The organism is Phenylobacterium ferrooxidans, assembly GCF_042714595.1.
GTDB lineage: Bacteria > Pseudomonadota > Alphaproteobacteria > Caulobacterales > Caulobacteraceae > Phenylobacterium > Phenylobacterium ferrooxidans.
In genome coordinates, this window is the sequence record NZ_JAOTJD010000001.1 from 23,908 (window position 1) to 42,673 (window position 18,766).

Below are 18,766 nucleotides of genomic sequence, written 5' to 3' on the forward strand. Positions count from 1 at the left end.
AGGAGCCGCCATGGGGCAGGCCAGGGGACGCAAGTCGATCTTCATCACCGGGGCCGCCTCGGGCATGGGCCGGGAGACCGCTCGGCTGTTCCGCGAGAAGGGCTGGTTCATCGGCGGCTACGACGTCAACCCCGAGGGGCTGAAGGCGCTCGCGGCCGAGCTGGGCGAAGAGAACTGCCTGGTCCGCACCCTGGACGTCACCGACCGCGCCGACTTCCAGGCCGCCTTCGCCGAGTTTGGGGCCGCCACGGGCGGCAAGCTCGACCTTCTGTACAACAACGCCGGGATCGGCCGCGGCGGCCCCTTCGCCGACCAGCCCTTCGAGGACGTCATGGCCGTGGTCCAGGTCAATTTCGTCGGCGTGCTGATCGGCATCCACGAGGGGATCAAGTTGCTGAAGGCCACCCCGGGCTCGCTCTGCTTCACCACCTCATCCTCCTCGGCCACCTTTGGCATGGCCGGCATCGCGGTGTATTCCGCCACCAAGCACGCCGTGAAAGGGCTTACCGAGGCGCTATCGGTGGAGTTCAAGGCCTATGGCGTCCGCGTCGCCGACGTCCTGCCCGGCCTCATCGACACTCCGATCCTGCCCCCCGGCGCGGCGGCGGCGGCCCCCAAGGAGGGCCTGTTCCGCGCCATCCCGCCCATGGACGTCGCCAAGGTGGTGTGGGAGGCGTATCACTCGGATAAATTGCATTGGTACGTCCCGCCCGAGCTGGTGGAGCTCGACAAGGCCGCCACCCTGGCCCCCGAGGCGACCCGCGATCAGATGGCCGCCGGCTCCCTGTTCTCCCTGCAGCCCGCCTCTTGAGAACGACTGCAGGCGGCGCCTAAACCTGGGCGGCAGCCAGCCGGTCGATGTCCGCTTGCGGCGAAAGCCCAAGCGCGGTCAGCATTTCGTGGCGCCCGGGCCCGAGCTTGGGCGGATAGGCTGCGGCGTTGGCCTTCTTCCCCCGCGCCCAGTAGCCCATCACACGCAAGAGGTTGGCCGGCCGCTTCAGCCAGGCCGAGGGGTGCTCCAGCATGTGGAAGCCCCGTAGCGCCGCCCGCAGCAGGTCGAGGTTGGAGCGGACGGCGATGGCCACACCGTCCTCCAGGAAGCTCTTGGCCAGCTTGGCTTTGAAGCTGGGCCTGTAGTCAGGCGTCAGGGTGTTGCGGGCCAGACGGATAGCCAGCCGATCCTGGTTCAGCATGTCCAGGTAGTAGGGCTTCAGGCTCTCATTGATCCTCCCCTGATAGGCCACGGCGCGGGCGGCCGGATCGTTGCTCTCGTTCAGCGAGTCGCGCAGGGCGTAGGCGCTGACGGCGGCGAAGGAGCAGCCCCGGCCATAGAGCGGGTTGGTCCGCACCAGGCTGTCGCCCAGCGGGAAGTAGCCCAGCACGGTGGCGACGCCGCCCGGCGCCATGTCCCGCCAGCGACTGTGCAGGTCGCCCATCCCGAACACCCGGCTGACCCCCTGGGCGCGAGCCGGATCGATCCAGGGGACTAGGCCTGGAATCTGCTCGCATATGCCGTTGAAGATCTCGGGCGAGACGATGGCCTTGCGCATCTCCAGCTCGATCTCCGGCACGCACATGGTGATGGAGAACCAGCCGTTGTCGCCGGGAAAGACGCCGTACTTCAGGAACCCCAGGTCGCCGGTGCCTGGCGCCTTGCCGCGCGGGGGTTCCGCCATGCCCGGGTTCAGGCGGTAGTGGCGGGTGAAGTAGAGGATGCCAGCGGTCTCCTCCTCCTCGGTGATCGGGGCGCCGGCCTCGGTCAGTTGCTCGATGGAGGCGGTGGTGCGGCCCGCGGCGTCCACCACCAGGTCGGCCGTGAGATCCGCTCCGTTCTCCACGGTGACCCCTGTGACCCGCAACGGCGCCCCCGGTTCGATCTTCAGGCCGGTGACGAAGACCTCCGACCGGATCTCCACATTGGCCAGGCGCTCCACATAGCGGCGGATCACCAGCTCCAGGGTGGTGCGCCGACTGGTGAGGACCACGAAGTCCTTGTCGACGGCCTGCGGTCGATAGCCCTTCTTCAGCTCGTCGCTGAGCATCTGCTCGAAGCCAAGGTCGCGGGCTCCGGCCTCCAGGAGGTCGGCCAGCAGCATCGGGTGCTCATCGCGCAGGATCAGCCTCAGGCGGGCCAGGAAGGCGTGGCTGTGGCGCAGGTGGCCCACCCCGCGGCGGGCCCAGTCGGCGAAGGCCGCGTCGGCGTCACCGGTGGGCGGGGCAGGGTCGCGTTCGAGGAGGATGAGCTCTCGTTCCGGCGAGGCGAGGGCCAGGGCCGTGCACAGCCCGCCAATTCCGGCCCCGATCACGAGCACGCGTTCGGTCATGTCGCCTCCCGGGCGTTTTTCTTTTAGCCGTGACACAGGCGCCGGGGGGGAAGGAAAGGGGGGACTTTACAGCCGCGGTTGTCAAGGTTATCGGGCGGCATGCTGCATCGCGCCGCCCAGATCATGACCTCCACCATCGCTCCCTCGCGGGGCGTTGGAGGGTGTGCGCGCGACTAGCCGCTTCCTTCAACAGCCCCGCCGGAGACGGACGGGGTCTTGAGAGGATCACCCTGTCTTCCGGATCACCGAGACAGGACCGCCCGATGCCCCACGACGATCTCAATCCCAACGCGTTCTACGGCGGCGGCCTCGCCGTCGAGAGCTATGACCTGTTCGCCGCCGAGGTCGGCAAGCTGACCGGCGACATCGACTTCTACCTAAACCTCGCCCGCGACCGAGGCGGCAAGGTGCTGGAACTGGCCTGCGGCACGGGACGCATCCTGACCCCGCTGGTGGAGGCGGGCTTCGAGGTCACCGGGGTGGATATTTCGCGGGCCATGCTGGACCTCGCCGATCGAAGGCTGCAGGCCCTGAGGCCATCCGCCTGGGGCCGCGCGCGGCTGATCTGTTCGCCGATGCAGGCCTTCGAGACCCAGGACAGGTTCGACCTGGTGCTGATCCCGGCCCGGTCCCTTCAGCACCTGATAGACCCGATCGACCAAAGGAAGACGCTGGAGCGGGTCTGGCGCTGCCTGAACCCCGGCGGAATGCTGGTCATCGACATGTTCGACGCTCGGCTGGAGGCGTGCGTAGGCGAACCGCCGCCGCCACCGCCGCGTGAGGTGGTCGACCCGGTGAGCGGCCGCCGCTTCCGCCGCACCTGCCTGGGTCGCCACACCAATCCCTTTGAGCAGACGACGGGGGAGCGGATGCGTATCGAGGAGCTGGACGCCCAGGGCGGCGTGCTGGGCAGCCACGAGACCTCGTGGACCCTGCGCTGGTCCACGCGCCAGGAGATGGCCTACCTGCTGGAGCTCACGGGGTTCGAGGCGCTCAGCGTCTATTCGGACTTCGAGCGGTCGCCCGCCGCCTATGGCGGCGAGCAGATCTGGGTGGCTCGCGCCGTCTAGCTGGCCCGCTTGATATCGCCGGCCTTGGCCGCCGCGATGGCGGCGCGCAGGGCTGGCATGTCGGCGCCGGGTACCATGCGGTCGCCGACGATGAAGGCCGGCGTGCCCTCGATGCCGAGGGAGTGGGCCAGCTCGCGGGTGTCGGCGATGTGCTTCTGGACGGCGGCCGATTGGCCGGCGGCCCGGGCCTGCGCGGGATTGATTCCCAGGGCGGCCAGATGCCGGTCGATGGAGGCCGCGTCCAGGGCCTTTTCGGCCATGAAGCTCTTATGTAGCGCCAGGCCTTGGGCCTTGCCCGCCGGGGACAGGGACACCTCGGCGGCCAGGGTCGATTCGCCGCCGAAGATCGGGAATTCCTTGAAGACGAACCGCACATCGGGGTTTTCACGGATGATCTGCAGGATCTCCGGCGCGGAAGTCTTGCAGTAGCCGCAGCGGTAATCGAAGAACTCGACCACCGTGATCTTGCCGTTCGGGTTGGCCACGAAGTCGCGCGGGTCCTGCTCCAGCGCCTTGCGGTGTTTCACCATGCCGGCCTTGGCCAGGTTGGCGGCCTCGGCCACCTTCTTTTCCTGCAGCTTCTGCACCGCCTCCTCGATCACCTCGGGGTGTTCCAGCAGGTAGGCGCGCACCTTCTGGCCGAAGGCCGCGTCGGCGGACTTCTGGCAGCCTGAGAGGGCGAGGATGGCGGCGAGCGCCAGGACGGCGCGGGTCGGGGTTTTCATGCGGTCTGCTTGGCTTGGAGAGCGGGAAAGATCAGCGGAGCGTACCGCGGCGGATCGAGCCTTCGTTGGCCAGATCCTTGAGGTCGTCCTTAGTGGGGGACGAGGCCAGGACAATGTCCGTGGCGCGGCGCCATTCAGGCGTGGACTTCTCCAGCTTCTCCCGGGCGCGCATGGCGAAGACGAGGGCCTGCTGGCGATTGCCGATCTGGAAATTGTACTCGGCGGTAGCGTAGCGGGCCAGGCCATCCTGTTCCTTGCGGTCGTAGGCCTGCGCCAGGAGACGCCAAGCCTCGGCGTTCTCCTCGTCAATGGTCAGCGAGCGCTTCAGTTCGGAGATCCCCTCATCGAGCTTCTTTTCGTCATTCAGCGCGATCAGGGTCTGGCCGAGATTGATGCGCAGCAGGGGCGCCTCGGGCTTCAGTTCGACGGACTTGCGCTGCGGCGCCTCGGCCTCAACGGCGCGGCCGAACTCGAAGAGAATCTGGCCCCGCAGTTCGTACAGGTAAGGGTTGGCCGGCTGATCGGCCAGCAGGTCGTCGATGATCTTCAGCGCCTTGTCTGGCTCCTTGAGCTGGTAGTAGGCGATCGCCCGGCCATAGCGGGTCGTGTACGACTGGTCCTTCTCGTCCAGCCGGCCCATGACCAGCTGGGGATTGATGAAGGCGTCGAGCTTCATCTTCATGATGGCGTGTTCGGCCACCGCCTCGGGGTTGTCCTTGGCGTCGTAGTTGCGCAGCACCTGGGCGCGGCTCCTCAGCGCCTCGATCCGGTCTGACGACAGGGGGTGGCTGCGGAAATAGGCGAAGCGGCGCGCCTCCTGGAAGACCTCCTGGTAGCGGAAGTTGTCGAAGAACTCGACGAGGCCGCGGCCCGACAGACCGGCCTTTTCGAGATAGGTCAGGCCGGCCTGGTCGGCGCGCGATTCCTGCTCGCGGCTGTAGCCCATCGCGCCCAGCGCCCCGAAATAGTTGGCGCTGCCCACCAGGGCCGCGGCCCCTTCCGCCGAACCCGCCAGCGCCGCCAGGACGCCCAGGCCCATGGTCAGCAGGAAGGGCTTCATGCCCGCGGCGTTCATGTCCCCCGAACGAGCGGAGTGACCGCCGGCCAGGTGAGCGATTTCATGGGCCATGACGCCCTGGAGCTGGTTCGGGTTCTCGGTCTCAAGGATGAGGCCGGTATAGACCGCCATCTGGCCGGGCCCCGCCGAGGCCTGCAGGTCCTTGGACCCGATCAGCAGGATATCGATCGACTTGGAGTCCACGCCGGCCGCGTCGAACAGCGGCACGGAGTCCTTGCGCAGGGTCTCTTCGATCTCGGTGTCCCGGATCAGGGACACACCCTCCTGGGCCTGAGCCGGCGCCGCATGGATCAGCAGGCTGAACGCGACAGTCGTCGTCAGGGCCAGGCGAGAAAGCGAGCGGGCAGGGGACGCCATCGTCGAAACTCCAAGCGCCCCCCAGCCCTTCATTGGTTCAGCCTAGCCTCTCAACCCCGACGCCACCAGCCTTTGCGAGGCGCGGTGGGCGGTGTCGAGATTTCCGCCGGGTCGGCGGCGGCGGGCGCCTTGGCCTTGGCCGCGCGGGCCGGCTTGGCGGCCGGAGCCTGCACCACCGGTTCGGCGACGACTTCGACCGGCGCCAGCTCGGCGGCGGGCGCCTCCAGCACGGGGGTCTCCACCGTCGCGGCCTCGGCCTTGGGCTTGCGGGCGCGGCTGCGCTTGGCCGGGGCTGCGGGCGCCTCGGCTTCGGCCTCGGGTTCCGGCAGCGGAGCCGCAGCTTCCTCGATCACCGCGATGGGGTCGGGGAATTCCTCGGCGGCGGCCGGCGCTTCGGCCACATCGGCCTCGTCGCTGCGGCCACGGTTGCGGCCGCGACGCGCCCGGGTCTTCTTGGGCTTCTCGTCCAGGGCGGGCAGTTCGACCCACATGTCATGGCCGCCCTCGGTGGCCGGTGCGATCATCGGCGAGTTTTCCTCGCCGGCCGACTCGACCGACTCGGCGGGGGCGTCATGACTGTCGTTGGCCGCGGCCGGGGTGCGGAAATCTTCCGCCGGGTCGTGCCAGACGAAGGGATCATCGCCGTAGGGCACCCAGGGACGGGTCCACGAGAAGGCGTCCTGCGGACGGCTGTCGTCGCGCATGCGGCGACCGCCTCTGCGGCCACGGCGGCGGCGTCTGCCACCCTGGCCGTCATCTTCGTAGTCACCCTTGGCCTCGACCGGAGCGCGGGGCTCGGCGGCGGGCTGGTCGGGGCGAGGCTCACCATCGCGGCGTCCGCGGCGGCGGCGGCGGCGGCCACGGCCGGCCCGTTCGCCGTCGTCTTCGCCTCCGCGCTCTTCGCCACGGCCTTCGGACTGATGGGCGACGACCGGATCGCGACCGCCCTCATATTCCTCGTCTTCCTCGGCCTCGAGGATTTCCTCGTCGTCCTCTTCCTCGTCCTCGACGGAGTTGTCGTCGAAGTCGTCGTCGTCGGGGACATAGGCCTGCAACGGCGTGTGGTGCACCACGGCATGCTCGGGCCGCGCCTCGCTGGCCGTGCGCTCGATCTCGTGATCGGCGTGGGACATGGCGTCGTCGATGACGATGGTGACGAACAGCCCCAGGCCTTCATTGATCCGCGCCAGGTGATTGCGCTTCTCGTTGAGGATGTAGAGGCCGACGGCGCGCGGAACCTTCAGAGTCGCCTCGCCGCCACCCTTGAGGGCCTCGCCTTCGACAGTGCGCAGGGCCGACAGGGCGCTGGACTCCACCGAGCGGACGCGCCCGGTGCCGGCGCAATGCTCGCAGACGTGGGTCGTGCCTTCCAGGACGCCGGAGCGGCGGCGCTGGCGGCTGATCTCCATCAGGCCAAAGCCGCTGATCTTGCCCATCTGGACCCGGGCGCGGTCGTCCTTCAGCGAGTCCTTCAGCTTCTTCTCGACGGCCCGGTTGTTCTTCGACTCATCCATGTCGATGAAGTCGATGACGATCAGGCCGGCCAGGTCGCGCAGACGCAGTTGGCGGGCCGTCTCTTCGGCCGCCTCCATGTTGGTCTTCAACGCGGTGGCTTCGACGTTCCGCTCGCGGGTCGCGCGCCCGGAGTTCACGTCGACGGCCACCAGGGCCTCGGTCTGGTTGATCACCAGGTAGCCGCCCGAACGCAGGGGCACGGTGGGGGTGTAGATCTGGGCGAGGTGATCCTCGACCTTGTGTTTCACGAACAGCGGGGTGGCCTCGCGATAGGCCTGCACCTTCTTGGCCTGCGACGGCATCAGCATGCGCATGAAGTCGCGGGCTTCCTTGAAGCCGGCCTCGCCTTCGACCCAGACCTCGTCGATGTCCTTGTCATAGAGGTCGCGGATGGTGCGCTTCACCAGGTCCTCTTCCTCATAGATGAGGGCGGGGGCCACGGAGTGCAGTGTGGTGTCGCGGATATTCTCCCACAGGCGCAGGAGGTATTCGTAGTCGCGCTTGATCTCGGCCTTGGTGCGCTTGGCGCCGGCCGTGCGAACGATCAGGCCCATACCCTGCGGTACGTCGAGGCTCTGGACCACGCCCTTCAGGCGCTTGCGGTCGGTGACCGTGGTGATCTTCCGTGAAATGCCGCCGCCGCGGGCGGTGTTCGGCATGAGCACGCCATAGCGGCCGGCCAGGGAGAGGTAGGTGGTCAGGGCCGCGCCCTTGTTGCCGCGCTCTTCCTTGACGACCTGGACCAGCATGATCTGCCGACGGCGGATCACTTCCTGGATCTTGTAGCGACGCATCAGCCGCCGGCGGCGCCGGGCGACCTCCTCGTCCATGACATCGTCTTCGTCCGCGTCGGACGCGTCGTCGTCATCGTCGTCGTTCTCGGACGTGGGAGCACCCCGGCCGCGAGGCTCGTCGTCCTCTTCATCGGCCTCTTCGCGCATGAGCGCTTCGCGGTCGGCGACCGGAATCTGATAGTAGTCCGGGTGGATTTCGTTGAAGGCCAGGAATCCGTGCCGGTTGCCGCCGTACTCGATAAAGGCGGCCTGCAGGGACGGTTCGACCCGCGTCACCTTGGCGAGATAGATATTCCCCCGGAGTTGCTTGCGGTTCTGACTTTCGAAATCGAATTCTTCAACCCGTGTTCCGTCGATCACCACCACACGCGTCTCTTCTGCGTGAGCGGCGTCGATAAGCATTTTCTTGGACATATAGGCGATCTCCGTGGCGCGCCTGGAGCTCCAGGCTCGGGCGCTGCCGGTTTGTCATGAGGGCGCGCACGCTTTCGCCGGCCGCGTCAGAGACGCGGGCGGTGCAAGGCCGGAAAGGGGCTCGAGCGGCGCTGCCCATAGTTGTTTCCCAGGCGCGCTCCTTGAGGGAGCGCGGATCGGATTGATGCGTCATGGCCGAGGATTCGGCCGAAGCCGACGCGGGCTTCGCGCGGAACATGGCCCTGACAGGCAGGGCGTCCTCCGGCGCGGGGGGACATTGCAACAGTAAGCTGAAAAAAGAAAGACAATCGGCTTCAGCCCCAGTTCAGCCCCTGCGGGTTAACCGTTTCTCCACGCAACCAAGGGGTATATGGGGTTCAAATCAAAATGCGTGTGGTGTGGGGCATTGTGCTCGCAAAAGTAGGCGCGGCCTTCAACAGATTCGGGAAGCGTACCCTGGCGGCCATCGCCGCGGGCGTGTGCTGCCTTGCGGTCGCCGCGGTCGGCCAGGCGAACGCCTCGGGTGGAGGCGTCCTGAAAGTCCGCCTTGGCGGGGATCAGGCCGAGACCCGCATCGTCATTGATCTCGACCGCTCGGCCACCGCCAAGGTGGCGTCCGACGGGGTGAGCGACCGCCGGATCGTGATGAACCTTCCCGGCGTCAGCGTTGGCCGCACCTTACAGGGCGGTGGCCAGGGCCTGGTGAAGAGCTGGATGCTGGACGGCGGCGCCCTGGGGGCCCGCCTGCGCATCGACCTTTCCAACGATGCGGTGATCAAGCGCCGCTTCCTGTTGCCGCCGGCCGACGGCGCCGCCAATTACCGCTATGTGATCGACATCGCAGCGGCCGCGCCGCGCGCCAGCGGAGACCGGGTCACCCTGATCTCCAACACCGCGCCGGCCATCCGCCCGCCGCCCCTGAACCTCAAGAAGACGGTGGTCATCGACGCCGGCCATGGCGGCAAGGATCCCGGCGCTGTCGGAGCGAACGGCTTCGAAAAGGAAGTGACCCTCGCCGCCGCCTTGGCGCTGAAGGCCCGCCTGGAGCGCACCGGTCGCTACCGGGTGGTCATGACCCGGTCCTCGGACGTCTATGTGCCCCTGGAGACCCGGGTGCCGATCGCGCGCAAGGCTGGGGCTGACCTCTTCATTTCACTGCACGCGGACTCGGGGCCCGGCACCACCACCCGCGGGGCGAGCGTCTACACCCTCGCCGACCGCGCCGTGGCCCGCTCGCAGAAGCTGATCTCCAAGGACGACTGGTTCATGAAGGTGAACCAGGCCGACCGGGGGGTTTCCGGCATCCTCTTTGACCTCACCCAGCGCTCCACCAAGAACCGCTCGGCCACCTTCGCCGAGATGGTCCTGGATCGGATCGCCGACGGCGACATGCGCCTGCTGCGCCGCAGCCACCGGGAGGCCGGGCTTGCTGTTCTCCTGGCGCCCGACGTGCCGGCCGTGCTGCTGGAAATGGGCTTTGTGAACAATCCCGAGGACGAGGCCTTCCTGCGCGATCCCGCCAGCCGGGCCAAGCTGATGAACGCCGTCGGCGACTCCATCGACGCCTACTTCGCGCAAGAGACCCGGCTGGCCTCGCGCTAAGTCTCAGCGCGTCACAAAACCGGCTTTCCCTTTTCCGAAACCCGCTCTAGACGATGACCATGCGGGAGGAGGGCGCCCGCGGAGGTCTGTCAGTCTTGAACCCCCCGGAAAGATGGGTCGCGATCGCCGGCGTCGCCGTGTTGAGCGCAATCGCGGTGGCTGGGTTCGCCATCGCCATCTACGCCGCGTGGCTGTTCCATGACATGCCGGACGCTGGTGACCTGGTGGACTACCGGCCGCCCACCGCCACCCGAGCCTACGCCTGGGACGGCACCCTGATCGGCGAGTTCTCCCGCGAGCGCCGTATCTTCGTTCCCTATGACAATATCCCGCCGCAGCTGGCCCAGGCCTTCCTGGCGGCGGAAGACCGCAACTTTTTCCAGCACTCGGGCGTGGACGCCATGGGCCTGACGCGGGCCATGATGCGCAACGTGCTGAACGCGGCCCGCGGCAAGCGCCTCGAGGGCGGCTCCACCATCACCCAGCAGGTGGCCAAGAACGTCCTGCTGACCAGTGACGCCACGGTGGGGCGCAAGCTGAAGGAAGCCATCCTGGCCCGGCGCCTGGAGCAGACGCTGAACAAGGAGCAGATCCTCGAGCTCTATCTGAACGAAATCTGGTTGGGCTATCGCTCGTACGGCGTCGGCGCGGCGGCCTACAATTATTTCGGCAAGTCGATTTCCGACCTCACCCTGGCCGAGTGCGCCTATCTGGCGGCGCTGCCCAAGGGGCCGGACAACTACCATCCGACCCGGCGCAAGGCGAACGCCATCGCCCGTCGCAACTGGATCATCGGGCAGATGGCCGACCTCGGCTGGGTCAGTCGCGTCGACGCCGAAAATGCGCTGAAGGAGGACCTCAAGGTCCAGAACGCCCCCAGCCGCGCCAAGTATCGCGACGCCGACTTCTTCGTGGAGGAGGTCCGCCGCCGCGGCCTGGCCACCCTCGGCCAAAGGCTGAACGAGGGCGGCTATTACATGCGCACCACCCTCGACCCGGAGATGCAGACAGCGGCCCGCGTGGCCCTGATGCACGGCCTCGAGCAGTACGACCGCCGCCATGGCTGGCGTGGGGCCTGGGGCCACGTGACCATCGCGCCGGGCTGGGAGGCCCTGGCCAAGAAGAAGACCCTGCCGGCAGAGCGCCGCACCTGGCAGCCGGCGGTCGTGACAGAGTCTTCCAACACCAATATTCGCATCCAGGTGGCCGATGGCGGCGCCACCGGGGCTCTTGTCGCCGAGGACGTGGCCTGGGCCCGCGCCGGGCGCGGCGTGCCTGTGGTCGGCGACCTCATCTTCGTCGAGCCGGTTGTGGGCGGTGGCTACCGTCTGAAACAGGTGCCCGCGGTCAACGGCGCATTGGTGGCCATGGAGCCCAACTCCGGGCGCGTCCTGGCCATGGTCGGCGGCTATTCCTTCTCGCTGTCCAACTTCAACCGCTCCACCCAGGCGATGCGCCAGCCGGGTTCGGCCTTCAAGCCGCTGGTCTACGCCGCGGCTCTGGAGAACGGTTACACGCCGGGCAGCGTAGTGATGGACAGCGCCATCACCCTGAAGGGGGCGGCTGGCGCGGACTGGACCCCGGAGAACTACAACAAGAAGTACTATGGCGCCCTGACCCTGCGAAAAGGGCTGGAGCTGTCGCGCAACGCCATGACGGTGCGCCTCGCCCAAGGGGTCGGCATGCCGAAAATCCGCGACATGGCCATCAAGCTGGGCGTGGTGCGGGACATGGAGCCGGTGCTGGCCATGGCGCTGGGCGCCGGGGAGACGACGCCCTTCAAGCTGACGGCGGCCTACGCCTCCTTCGTCAACGGCGGCCGCAAGGTCGAGCCCCACCTGATCGAACTGGTGCAGGACCGCGAGGGCAAGACCATCTTCCGCGCCGACAAGCGAGACTGCTCCCGCTGCGACGCCGGCTTCAATGGTGACGAAAGCCCGCGCATCGCGCCCGGCGGCGCGCAGTTGATGGACCCGGTCACTGCCTACCAGATCACCTCAATGCTGCAGGGCGTGGTCCAGCGGGGCACGGCGACCTCGGCATCGGTGCTGGGCCGCCCGGTCGGCGGCAAGACGGGGACCACCAACGAATACCGCAGCGCGTGGTTCGTCGGTTTCACGCCGCAGATCGTCGCCGGTGTCTTCGTCGGCTTCGACGACAACCGCAGCCTGGGCGAAGGCGAAACGGGGACCACCGCGGCGGTGCCCATCTTCACCGAGTTCATGATGGAGGCCACCAAGGGCCTGCCAAAGACCGAGTTCAAGGCGCCCAAGAGCGCCAAGTTCGTCATGGTCCGAGGTATCCGTGAGGCCTTCAAGCCGGGGACCGAGCCCAAGGTCGCAATCTCGCCCGCCTATCGCCCAAGCGAGGGGCCGCAGCCCTATCAGCAGGTCTGGCCGGACGGCAAGCCGACCGGAGCGCCCGCGCCCCCGGCCCCGCCGAAGAAGCAGGATGACATGAGCGGGTTGTACTAGGGCGGGCAAACCGCTACTGCCCGCCGCTCACCTTTCGAAGGAATTTCCCATGAGAGCGGATGTTGAGGCTGCCAAGGCCGACATCGAGCAGTCGATCGACCTGCTCAGGAGGCGTCTTTGACTGGGAACCTGCCCTCCGAAAACTGCATGAGCTGAACGCCCGGGTCGAGGACCCGAGCCTCTGGGACAATGCCGAGGCCGCCCAGGCCATCACCCGTGAGCGGTCCAAGCTGGCGGCCAGCATCGAGGCCGTCCAGTCCATCGAGCGCGACCTGGCCGACGCCATCGGCTACGCCGAGATGGCCGATGAGGAGGGCGACGAGGCCTCCCTCGACGAGGCGCGCGCCCAGCTCAAGGGCCTGAAGGAACGCGCCGGGCGCGCCGAGCTGGAGGCCCTGCTCTCAGGCGAGGCCGACGGCAACGACGCCTTCATGGAAATCAATTCCGGCGCCGGCGGCACCGAGTCCAACGATTGGGCCGGCATGCTGCTGCGGATGTACAGCCGCTGGGCCACCGCCCACGGCATGACCGTGGACTTCCTGGAAGAGACCTCGGGCGAGCAGGCTGGGATCAAGTCGGTGACCCTGCAGATCAAGGGTCACAACGCCTATGGCTGGCTGAAGACAGAGGCCGGGGTCCATCGCCTGGTGCGGATCTCGCCCTTCGATTCGGCGGCGAAGCGGCACACGAGCTTTGCGTCGGTCTGGGTCTATCCGGTGGTGGACGACACCATCGTTATCGACATCAACCCCTCGGATGTGCGCACCGACACCTACCGGGCGTCCGGCTCCGGCGGGCAGCACATCAACAAGACCGACTCAGCTGTGCGCCTGACCCACATCCCGACCGGCGTCGCCGTCGCCTGCCAGTCGGGGCGCTCGCAGCACCAGAACCGCGAGGAAGCCTGGAAGATGCTGCGCGCGCGGCTCTACGAGATGGAGCTGCAGAAGCGAGAGGCGGAGGCCCAGGCCATGCAGGACCAGAAGACCGACATCGGCTGGGGCCACCAGATCCGCTCCTACGTCCTGCAGCCCTATCAGATGGTCAAGGATCTGCGGACCGAGGTGGAGACCTCCGACACGCAAGGCGTGCTGGACGGCGACCTGGACACCTTCATGGGCGCTTCCCTGGCTCAACGCGTCGGCGTCACCCGCGAGGGCTAGGGCGGGAAGTCGAAGCGCTTCGATCAAGGAGGCCGGCCGATGATCCGCTGTGAATGGGCGCGGGAAGGGATCGAGGCCTTGCGGGCGCAGGTCTCAGTGTTCGTCATCGTCGACGTGCTGTCGTTCTCCACAGCGGTGGACATCGCCGTCGGGCGTGGCGCGCTGATCCATCCGTTTCCGCTCGGCGATCACGAGGCGGCCAAGGCCGAGGCCGACAAGGTCGGCGCCATGGTGGCCGCGCCCAAACGCGCCGCCGGCGGTCAGTTCAGCCTGTCTCCGGCCAGCCTGCGAGACCTCAGCCCCGGCGACCGCCTGCTATTGCCGTCGCCCAACGGTTCACGCCTGTCCCTGGCTGTAGGCGACACGCCGGTGCTGGCGGGCTGCCTGCGCAACGCCAGGGCGGTGGCCGCCAAGGCCCGAGAGCTGGCGGAAGGCGGCGACATCGGACTGATCCCGGCGGGCGAACGCTGGCCCGGCGACACTCTGCGCCCCGCCATCGAGGACCTGATCGGGGCCGGCGCCATCATCGAAGCCCTGGCCGGCGAGATGACCGCAGAGGCGAGGGTGGCCCGCGACGCTTGGCGCAGCGCGCAGAGCGAGCTGGACGCCTTGATCCGTGACTGTCTGTCGGGCCGGGAGCTCATCGAGCGAGGCTTCGAGATCGATGTCGACCTGGCGCTGGAACGCAACGTCAGCGCCGCAGCGCCCCTGTTGCGCGACGGGGTCTACGTCGCCGGCTGAGCCTCGGGGGAGGCGGGGCCTTTGGGACTGGCGCCGTAGCGGTTATCGCCGGGCGTCCCGTCCAGGATCATGAAAATCAGCAACACCAGCTGACCCAGGATCGGGATGAGGCCCAACAGGAGCCACCAGGCCGTGCGGCCGCTATCGTGCAGCCTGCGGAAGCTGACCGCCAGCGACGGAATGAGGATGTACAGGCAGAAGCCGAAGTAAATCAGGGCGATGACGGCTGAGGCCGGCGTGGCGAAGGCGTCGCGGCTGAGGTCGCCACCGACAAACCAAGAGAGTATCCCGGCCGCCATCTGCACGAGCGCCACGAAGAGCGCGAACAGCCAGTATTCAGAACGTCGCGCTCGGCCATTGAAGTCGGCGTACTTGCGCAGCGGCTGCAGCATCAGGTCCATGAGGCCCTCCCGGTCAAGATCAGGAAAGCTTAGCCGTTGCGCGGCGGCTTACAACCCGTCGCTTAGAGCATGTCAGGCGCAAGTGGGCGCCGGTTCGCCGCCCGGACATGCTCTAGATTCAAGAAGATAGACCCTTTTTATCCGATCAGGTTGATTCAACCTGATCCGGAAAGGGTCTAGACCGGCTTGGGAGCCAGTCCCGGGGTCGGGGCGGGCGCGCTGGCCTGGGCCAGGGGACTCGGCGCCGGCGCCGGCGGGGTGGCGGGGCGCTGGAACTTCAGGCTGCGGCCCTGGAAGAAGGCGCCGGTTTCCATGGCCAACTGCTCATGGGTGATATCGCCGTCGACATAGGCGGTGCCATAGAGGCGGACCTGCTTGGCGGTCACGGCGCCGATGATGCGGCCGCGGGCCTCGATCGCCTCGGCATAGACGCCGCCCTCGATGTGGCCGGTTTCGCCAACGGTCAGTTTGCCGACCCGCACGTCGCCGCGCACGACGCCGTCGATGTGGACCTCACCCTCGCCGGTCACATTGCCCTCGATGGTGATGTTCTCGCTGATCAGCGAGGCCGCGCGCGGCGCCTTGCGCTGGCCTGCCGGATCCGCGGCGAGCGGGGCAGGGGTGGAGTCGAATTTTACCGGGGGCTTGGCGGGGGTCTTAGCTGTCTTGGAGAACATAATCGCCGGCTTTCACGAAACGGTCGGGGTTCTGGGCGCGTCCATTGACCCAGACCTCGTAATGAAGATGCGGACCCGTGGAACGGCCGGTCGAGCCCATGGCCCCGATCCGCTGACCCACGGCCACCCGCTGCCCGGCGTTGACGCCGATCGCCTGCAGGTGCGCGTAGCGCGTCTTGAAGCCACTCCCGTGGTCTATCTCAATGGTGTTGCCATATCCCGAACGCACGCCGGTGAAGGACACCACGCCCGGCGCGGTCGTGTAGATCGGCACGCCGAACCCGCCCACGAAATCGAGGCCGGAGTGGAAGGCCGGGCGGCGGGTGAAGGGATCGAAGCGCACGCCGAAGCCGCTGGACTGGCCGGTATGGTTGGTGGGGCGTGCGAAGGGCAGTTTTGCGGCGGCCTCGGCCAAGGCCGTGGCCTCGGACATGTTGGTGGCCGCGTGCTGGATGCGGACCGCGAAGCTTTCGTCGACGTCGAGAACCGCGGCCAGGGCCCTCGGATCCTTCGCCTCGATCAGCGGACCACCCAGAGAGCCGCCCTTGGGGGTGTAGGATGTGGGCGTCAGGCCGGCGAGCCGGAAGGCCAGGCGCAGGCGGTCAGCCCGGCTCTTGGCGAAGTTGTCGGCCGCGTCGATCAGGCGTTCCTGGCTGGCGCGCACCAATTCGATGCGGCGCATCGGGTTGGTTCCGGCCGGCACGTTGCTGGCGCGTTGGATGGTGGGGGCCAGCGCGTGGGTCAGCCCCGGCGCACCCTTGACGTCGGTCAGCAACATGGCCAGCGCCGCGTGGCGCTTCTCGACCGTTAGGGCGAGGTCGTCGACTGAGCCGTTGGCGGCGTTGAGCTGGGCCACGGCGCTGTTCAGGCGCGCCTGGCGGTCGGCGATCCAGCGTTCGTACTTGGCCTGGGTCCGCGCGATTTCCTGATCGGTCGCCGACAGGGCCATGGCGTTCACCATCATGGCCGCGGTGCAGATGCCCATCCACAGGGCGCAGACCGCCAGGACGGACGCGAAGGTGAGCTGCTTTCCCGTCGTCAGGACAAAGGCCCGCATCTCGCCGCCGGAGCGGACATAGAGGTGGCGTTCGGGGAAAAGCTCTTCCAGCGATCGGCGAAGGCGCGAAAAGCGTGACATACACACCGCGTCGGCTAGGGAACTGAAGTCCCGGCGATATGCGATGAGAATTTGATAACGCGCAAGGGGGTTCGCGCCACAAGGGAGCGCTGGCCGGATGATGCAATTCTTAACTTGACTGGTTAACGGGCCGTGAAGGGCCGCGCTAGCTTCTCAGGCAGATCAAGATGCTGTCGGGCGCGTAAACCGGCCGCACGCGACAATTCTACAACATCCCTGAGACGCGATGGTTCCCGCTGCACGCGACTTTGGCGCACTCTTGCGACGACCCGTCGCAGCGCCGCCAAGCTTGGCCTTAAAGGCTTTGCGCGGCTTTCAGCACCTCAGCGGCGTGGCCGGGGACCTTTACCTTGCGCCAGATTCGCGTCAGCCGGCCGTCCTTGATCAGGAAGGTCGACCGCTCGATGCCCATATAGGCGCGGCCGTACATATTCTTCTCCACCCAGGACCCGTAGCGCTCGATCACCGCGCCCTCCGGATCGGCGCCGAGGGGCACCGCCAGACCGTACTTCGCCGTAAACTTCGCGTGACTTTTGAGGGAGTCCTTGGAGACGCCGACCACCGAGACGCCCGCCTTGGCGAAGTCGGCGGCCAGAGCGGAGAACTCCTGCGCCTCCTTGGTGCAGCCGCTCGTGTCGTCCTTGGGGTAGAAGTAGAGCACCACGGCCTTGCCCGCGAAGTCGGCGAGCCGGATGGGACCGTCCGCTCCGGCCAGTTCGAAGTCAGGCGCCTCGGCGCCTTCGATCACGTCGCTCATGGTCAGGTCTCCTCTTCTCCCTCCCCATGAAGGGGAGGGAGACCAATCTTCAGACGGGCTTTACCAGGACGATCTTCTTCTTGCCTGCGCCCAGCTTGATAACGCCCTCCACCAGGTCGGCGGCAGTGAGCGTCCGGTCGCCGTCGGTCTCGGCCTTGTCGTTGACCCGCAGGCCCCCGCCCTTGGCCAGGCGCCGCGCTTCCCCCCGCGAGCCCGCGAGCCCCGCGTCGGTGGCCAGGGCGGCCAGCACGATCCCCACCTCGAGGTCGGTCATGGAGATCTCGAAGGTGGGCAGGTCATCCGACAGGGCGCCTTCCTCGAAGGCCTTGCGCGCGGCCTCTGCAGCCGAATGGGCCGCCTCTGCGCCGTGCAGCATGGTGGTGGCGATATTGGCCAGGACCTTCTTGGCCTCGTTGATGTCGGCGCCCTGCATGGCCTCGTAGCGTTCGACCTCGTCCAGGGGCATGTCGGTGAACAGGCGCAGGAAGCGGCCGACGTCGGCGTCCTCGGTGTTGCGCCAGAACTGCCAGTACTCGTAGGGGCTGCGCATGTCGGCGTTCAGCCACACGGCTCCGCCCACCGTCTTGCCCATCTTCTGGCCCGAGGCCGTGGAGAGCAGGGGGGTCGTGAGGCCGAAGGACGGCTTCTGGTCGACGCGGCGGATCAACTCCACCCCGTTGAGGATGTTGCCCCACTGATCGGACCCGCCCATCTGAAGGGTGCAGCCGAACTTGCGCTCCAACTCCAGGAAGTCGGTGGCCTGCATCAGCATGTAGTTGAATTCGAGGAAGGTCATCGGCTGCTCACGTTCCAGCCGCAGCTTGACGCTCTCGAAGCTGAGCATGCGGTTGATCGTGAAGTGGACGCCGAATTCCCGCAGGAACTGGACGTAGCCCAGCTTCGACAGCCACTCGTCATTGTCGACCATCACCGCGTCGGTGGGGCCATCGCCGAAGGTCAGGAACTTGGCGAACACCGTCTTGATGTTGTCGATGTTCGACTGGATCTGGGCCTCGGTTAGAAGCGGGCGCGACTGGTCCTTGTCGGTGGGATCGCCGACCTTGGTGGTGCCGCCGCCCATCAGCACGATGGGCTTGTGGCCCGCTTGCTGCAGGCGGCGCAGCATCATGATCTGGATCAGGCTGCCGACGTGCAGGCTGGCGGCCGTGGCGTCGAACCCGATGTAGCCGGTGACGATCCCCTTCGACGCCGCTTCGTCCAGCTCCACCGGATGGGTGATCTGGTGGATGTAGCCGCGGGCCTGCATGGTGCGCAGCAGGTCGGACTTGAAGGCGGGCTGGTCGGCGGACATGGGCAAGGGCTCTTCTAGGGACGCGTGCGGCTCTAACACGCGGCGATCCAGGATTTCGAGGGTCATTTCAGAGGTCTCCTGAGGCATGGGGCCGGAGACCGTCAATTTCTGAGGATGGGCGCCGACCGGGTTACGGGTGGCGCGAGATCGGGTCCGCACCTGCTCTAGGGCAGGCGGTAATAACGTCCAGCAAGGGTGGCGCGGGTGATCATCCCGGCTAGGTA

The 18,766-nt window shown here is 67.3% G+C and carries 15 protein-coding genes; 6 read left to right on the forward strand and 9 right to left on the reverse strand.

From position 1 onward, the window contains the following. Positions 1-10: 10 nt before the first annotated feature. Positions 11-811, forward strand: a complete 801-nt coding sequence (locus OCL97_RS00135) for an SDR family oxidoreductase (protein ID WP_377366544.1) — start codon at positions 11-13, stop codon at positions 809-811. A gap of 19 nt (positions 812-830) precedes the next feature. Here OCL97_RS00135 and OCL97_RS00140 read toward each other — a convergent pair whose 3' ends face one another. Next, entirely contained in the window at positions 831-2,324 is a 1,494-nt protein-coding gene (locus OCL97_RS00140; protein ID WP_377366546.1) for an FAD-dependent oxidoreductase, read from the reverse strand. A 263-nt stretch (positions 2,325-2,587) separates the two neighbouring features. On the opposite strand from OCL97_RS00140, the gene OCL97_RS00145 reads away from it, so the two are divergent. After that, positions 2,588-3,394: a class I SAM-dependent methyltransferase gene (locus OCL97_RS00145; RefSeq protein ID WP_377366548.1), complete on the forward strand. Its 807-nt coding sequence runs from the start codon at positions 2,588-2,590 to the stop codon at positions 3,392-3,394. Here the strand turns inward: OCL97_RS00145 and OCL97_RS00150 are convergent. The 3 genes from OCL97_RS00150 to OCL97_RS00160 are packed head-to-tail and all read right to left on the reverse strand — an operon-like array spanning position 3,391 to position 8,277. After that, entirely contained in the window at positions 3,391-4,119 is a 729-nt protein-coding gene (locus OCL97_RS00150) for a DsbA family protein (RefSeq protein WP_377366550.1), read from the reverse strand. The genes OCL97_RS00145 and OCL97_RS00150 overlap by 4 nt on opposite strands. 31 nt (positions 4,120-4,150) lie before the next feature. Continuing rightward, positions 4,151-5,554 carry a M48 family metalloprotease gene (locus tag OCL97_RS00155; RefSeq protein WP_305336604.1) on the reverse strand — a complete coding sequence of 468 codons (1,404 nt, stop codon included), beginning with the start codon at positions 5,552-5,554 and terminating at the stop codon, positions 4,151-4,153. Between the two features lie 50 nt (positions 5,555-5,604). After that, positions 5,605-8,277 carry an Rne/Rng family ribonuclease gene (locus OCL97_RS00160; RefSeq protein WP_377366552.1) on the reverse strand — a complete coding sequence of 891 codons (2,673 nt, stop codon included), beginning with the start codon at positions 8,275-8,277 and terminating at the stop codon, positions 5,605-5,607. Between the two features lie 408 nt (positions 8,278-8,685). Between OCL97_RS00160 and OCL97_RS00165 the strand changes: the two genes are divergently transcribed. The 4 genes from OCL97_RS00165 to OCL97_RS00180 all read left to right on the forward strand — a co-directional run bounded on the left by OCL97_RS00165 (position 8,686) and on the right by OCL97_RS00180 (position 14,257). Continuing rightward, positions 8,686-9,879 (forward strand): N-acetylmuramoyl-L-alanine amidase family protein, encoded by a 1,194-nt coding sequence (locus OCL97_RS00165; protein ID WP_377366554.1) that lies wholly within the window; start codon positions 8,686-8,688, stop codon positions 9,877-9,879. Positions 9,880-9,938: 59 nt separating this feature from the next. Then, the gene (locus tag OCL97_RS00170; RefSeq protein ID WP_377366924.1) at positions 9,939-12,353 is read left to right on the forward strand and encodes a penicillin-binding protein 1A; all 2,415 of its coding nucleotides are present in this window, start codon (positions 9,939-9,941) and stop codon (positions 12,351-12,353) included. Between the two features lie 49 nt (positions 12,354-12,402). Next, positions 12,403-13,516 (forward strand): peptide chain release factor 2 gene (gene prfB, locus OCL97_RS00175; RefSeq protein ID WP_377366556.1). Its coding sequence is split into 2 segments (ribosomal slippage): positions 12,403-12,471 and positions 12,473-13,516, totalling 1,113 coding nucleotides; the frame shifts between segments, so codons are not numbered across the junction. A gap of 39 nt (positions 13,517-13,555) precedes the next feature. Continuing rightward, positions 13,556-14,257 carry a 2-phosphosulfolactate phosphatase gene (locus OCL97_RS00180; RefSeq protein ID WP_377366558.1) on the forward strand — a complete coding sequence of 234 codons (702 nt, stop codon included), beginning with the start codon at positions 13,556-13,558 and terminating at the stop codon, positions 14,255-14,257. Here the strand turns inward: OCL97_RS00180 and OCL97_RS00185 are convergent. From OCL97_RS00185 to tyrS, 5 genes are all read right to left on the reverse strand, one after another. Then, positions 14,242-14,658 (reverse strand): DUF805 domain-containing protein, encoded by a 417-nt coding sequence (locus tag OCL97_RS00185; RefSeq protein ID WP_304779966.1) that lies wholly within the window; start codon positions 14,656-14,658, stop codon positions 14,242-14,244. The two genes, OCL97_RS00180 and OCL97_RS00185, sit on opposite strands and share 16 nt — an antisense overlap. A gap of 176 nt (positions 14,659-14,834) precedes the next feature. Further along, the gene (locus OCL97_RS00190; RefSeq protein WP_377366560.1) at positions 14,835-15,335 is read right to left on the reverse strand and encodes a bactofilin family protein; all 501 of its coding nucleotides are present in this window, start codon (positions 15,333-15,335) and stop codon (positions 14,835-14,837) included. Next, positions 15,316-16,473, reverse strand: coding sequence for a peptidoglycan DD-metalloendopeptidase family protein (locus tag OCL97_RS00195; RefSeq protein WP_377366562.1), 1,158 nt, complete (start codon positions 16,471-16,473; stop codon positions 15,316-15,318). The genes OCL97_RS00190 and OCL97_RS00195 overlap by 20 nt, the downstream gene beginning before the upstream one ends. A 295-nt stretch (positions 16,474-16,768) precedes the next feature. Next, positions 16,769-17,230 (reverse strand): peroxiredoxin, encoded by a 462-nt coding sequence (locus OCL97_RS00200; RefSeq protein WP_377366564.1) that lies wholly within the window; start codon positions 17,228-17,230, stop codon positions 16,769-16,771. 49 nt (positions 17,231-17,279) lie between these two features. Then, complete coding sequence (tyrS, locus tag OCL97_RS00205) at positions 17,280-18,608, reverse strand: tyrosine--tRNA ligase (protein WP_377366566.1); 1,329 nt, start codon at positions 18,606-18,608, stop codon at positions 17,280-17,282. Between the last annotated feature and the right edge of the window lie 158 nt (positions 18,609-18,766).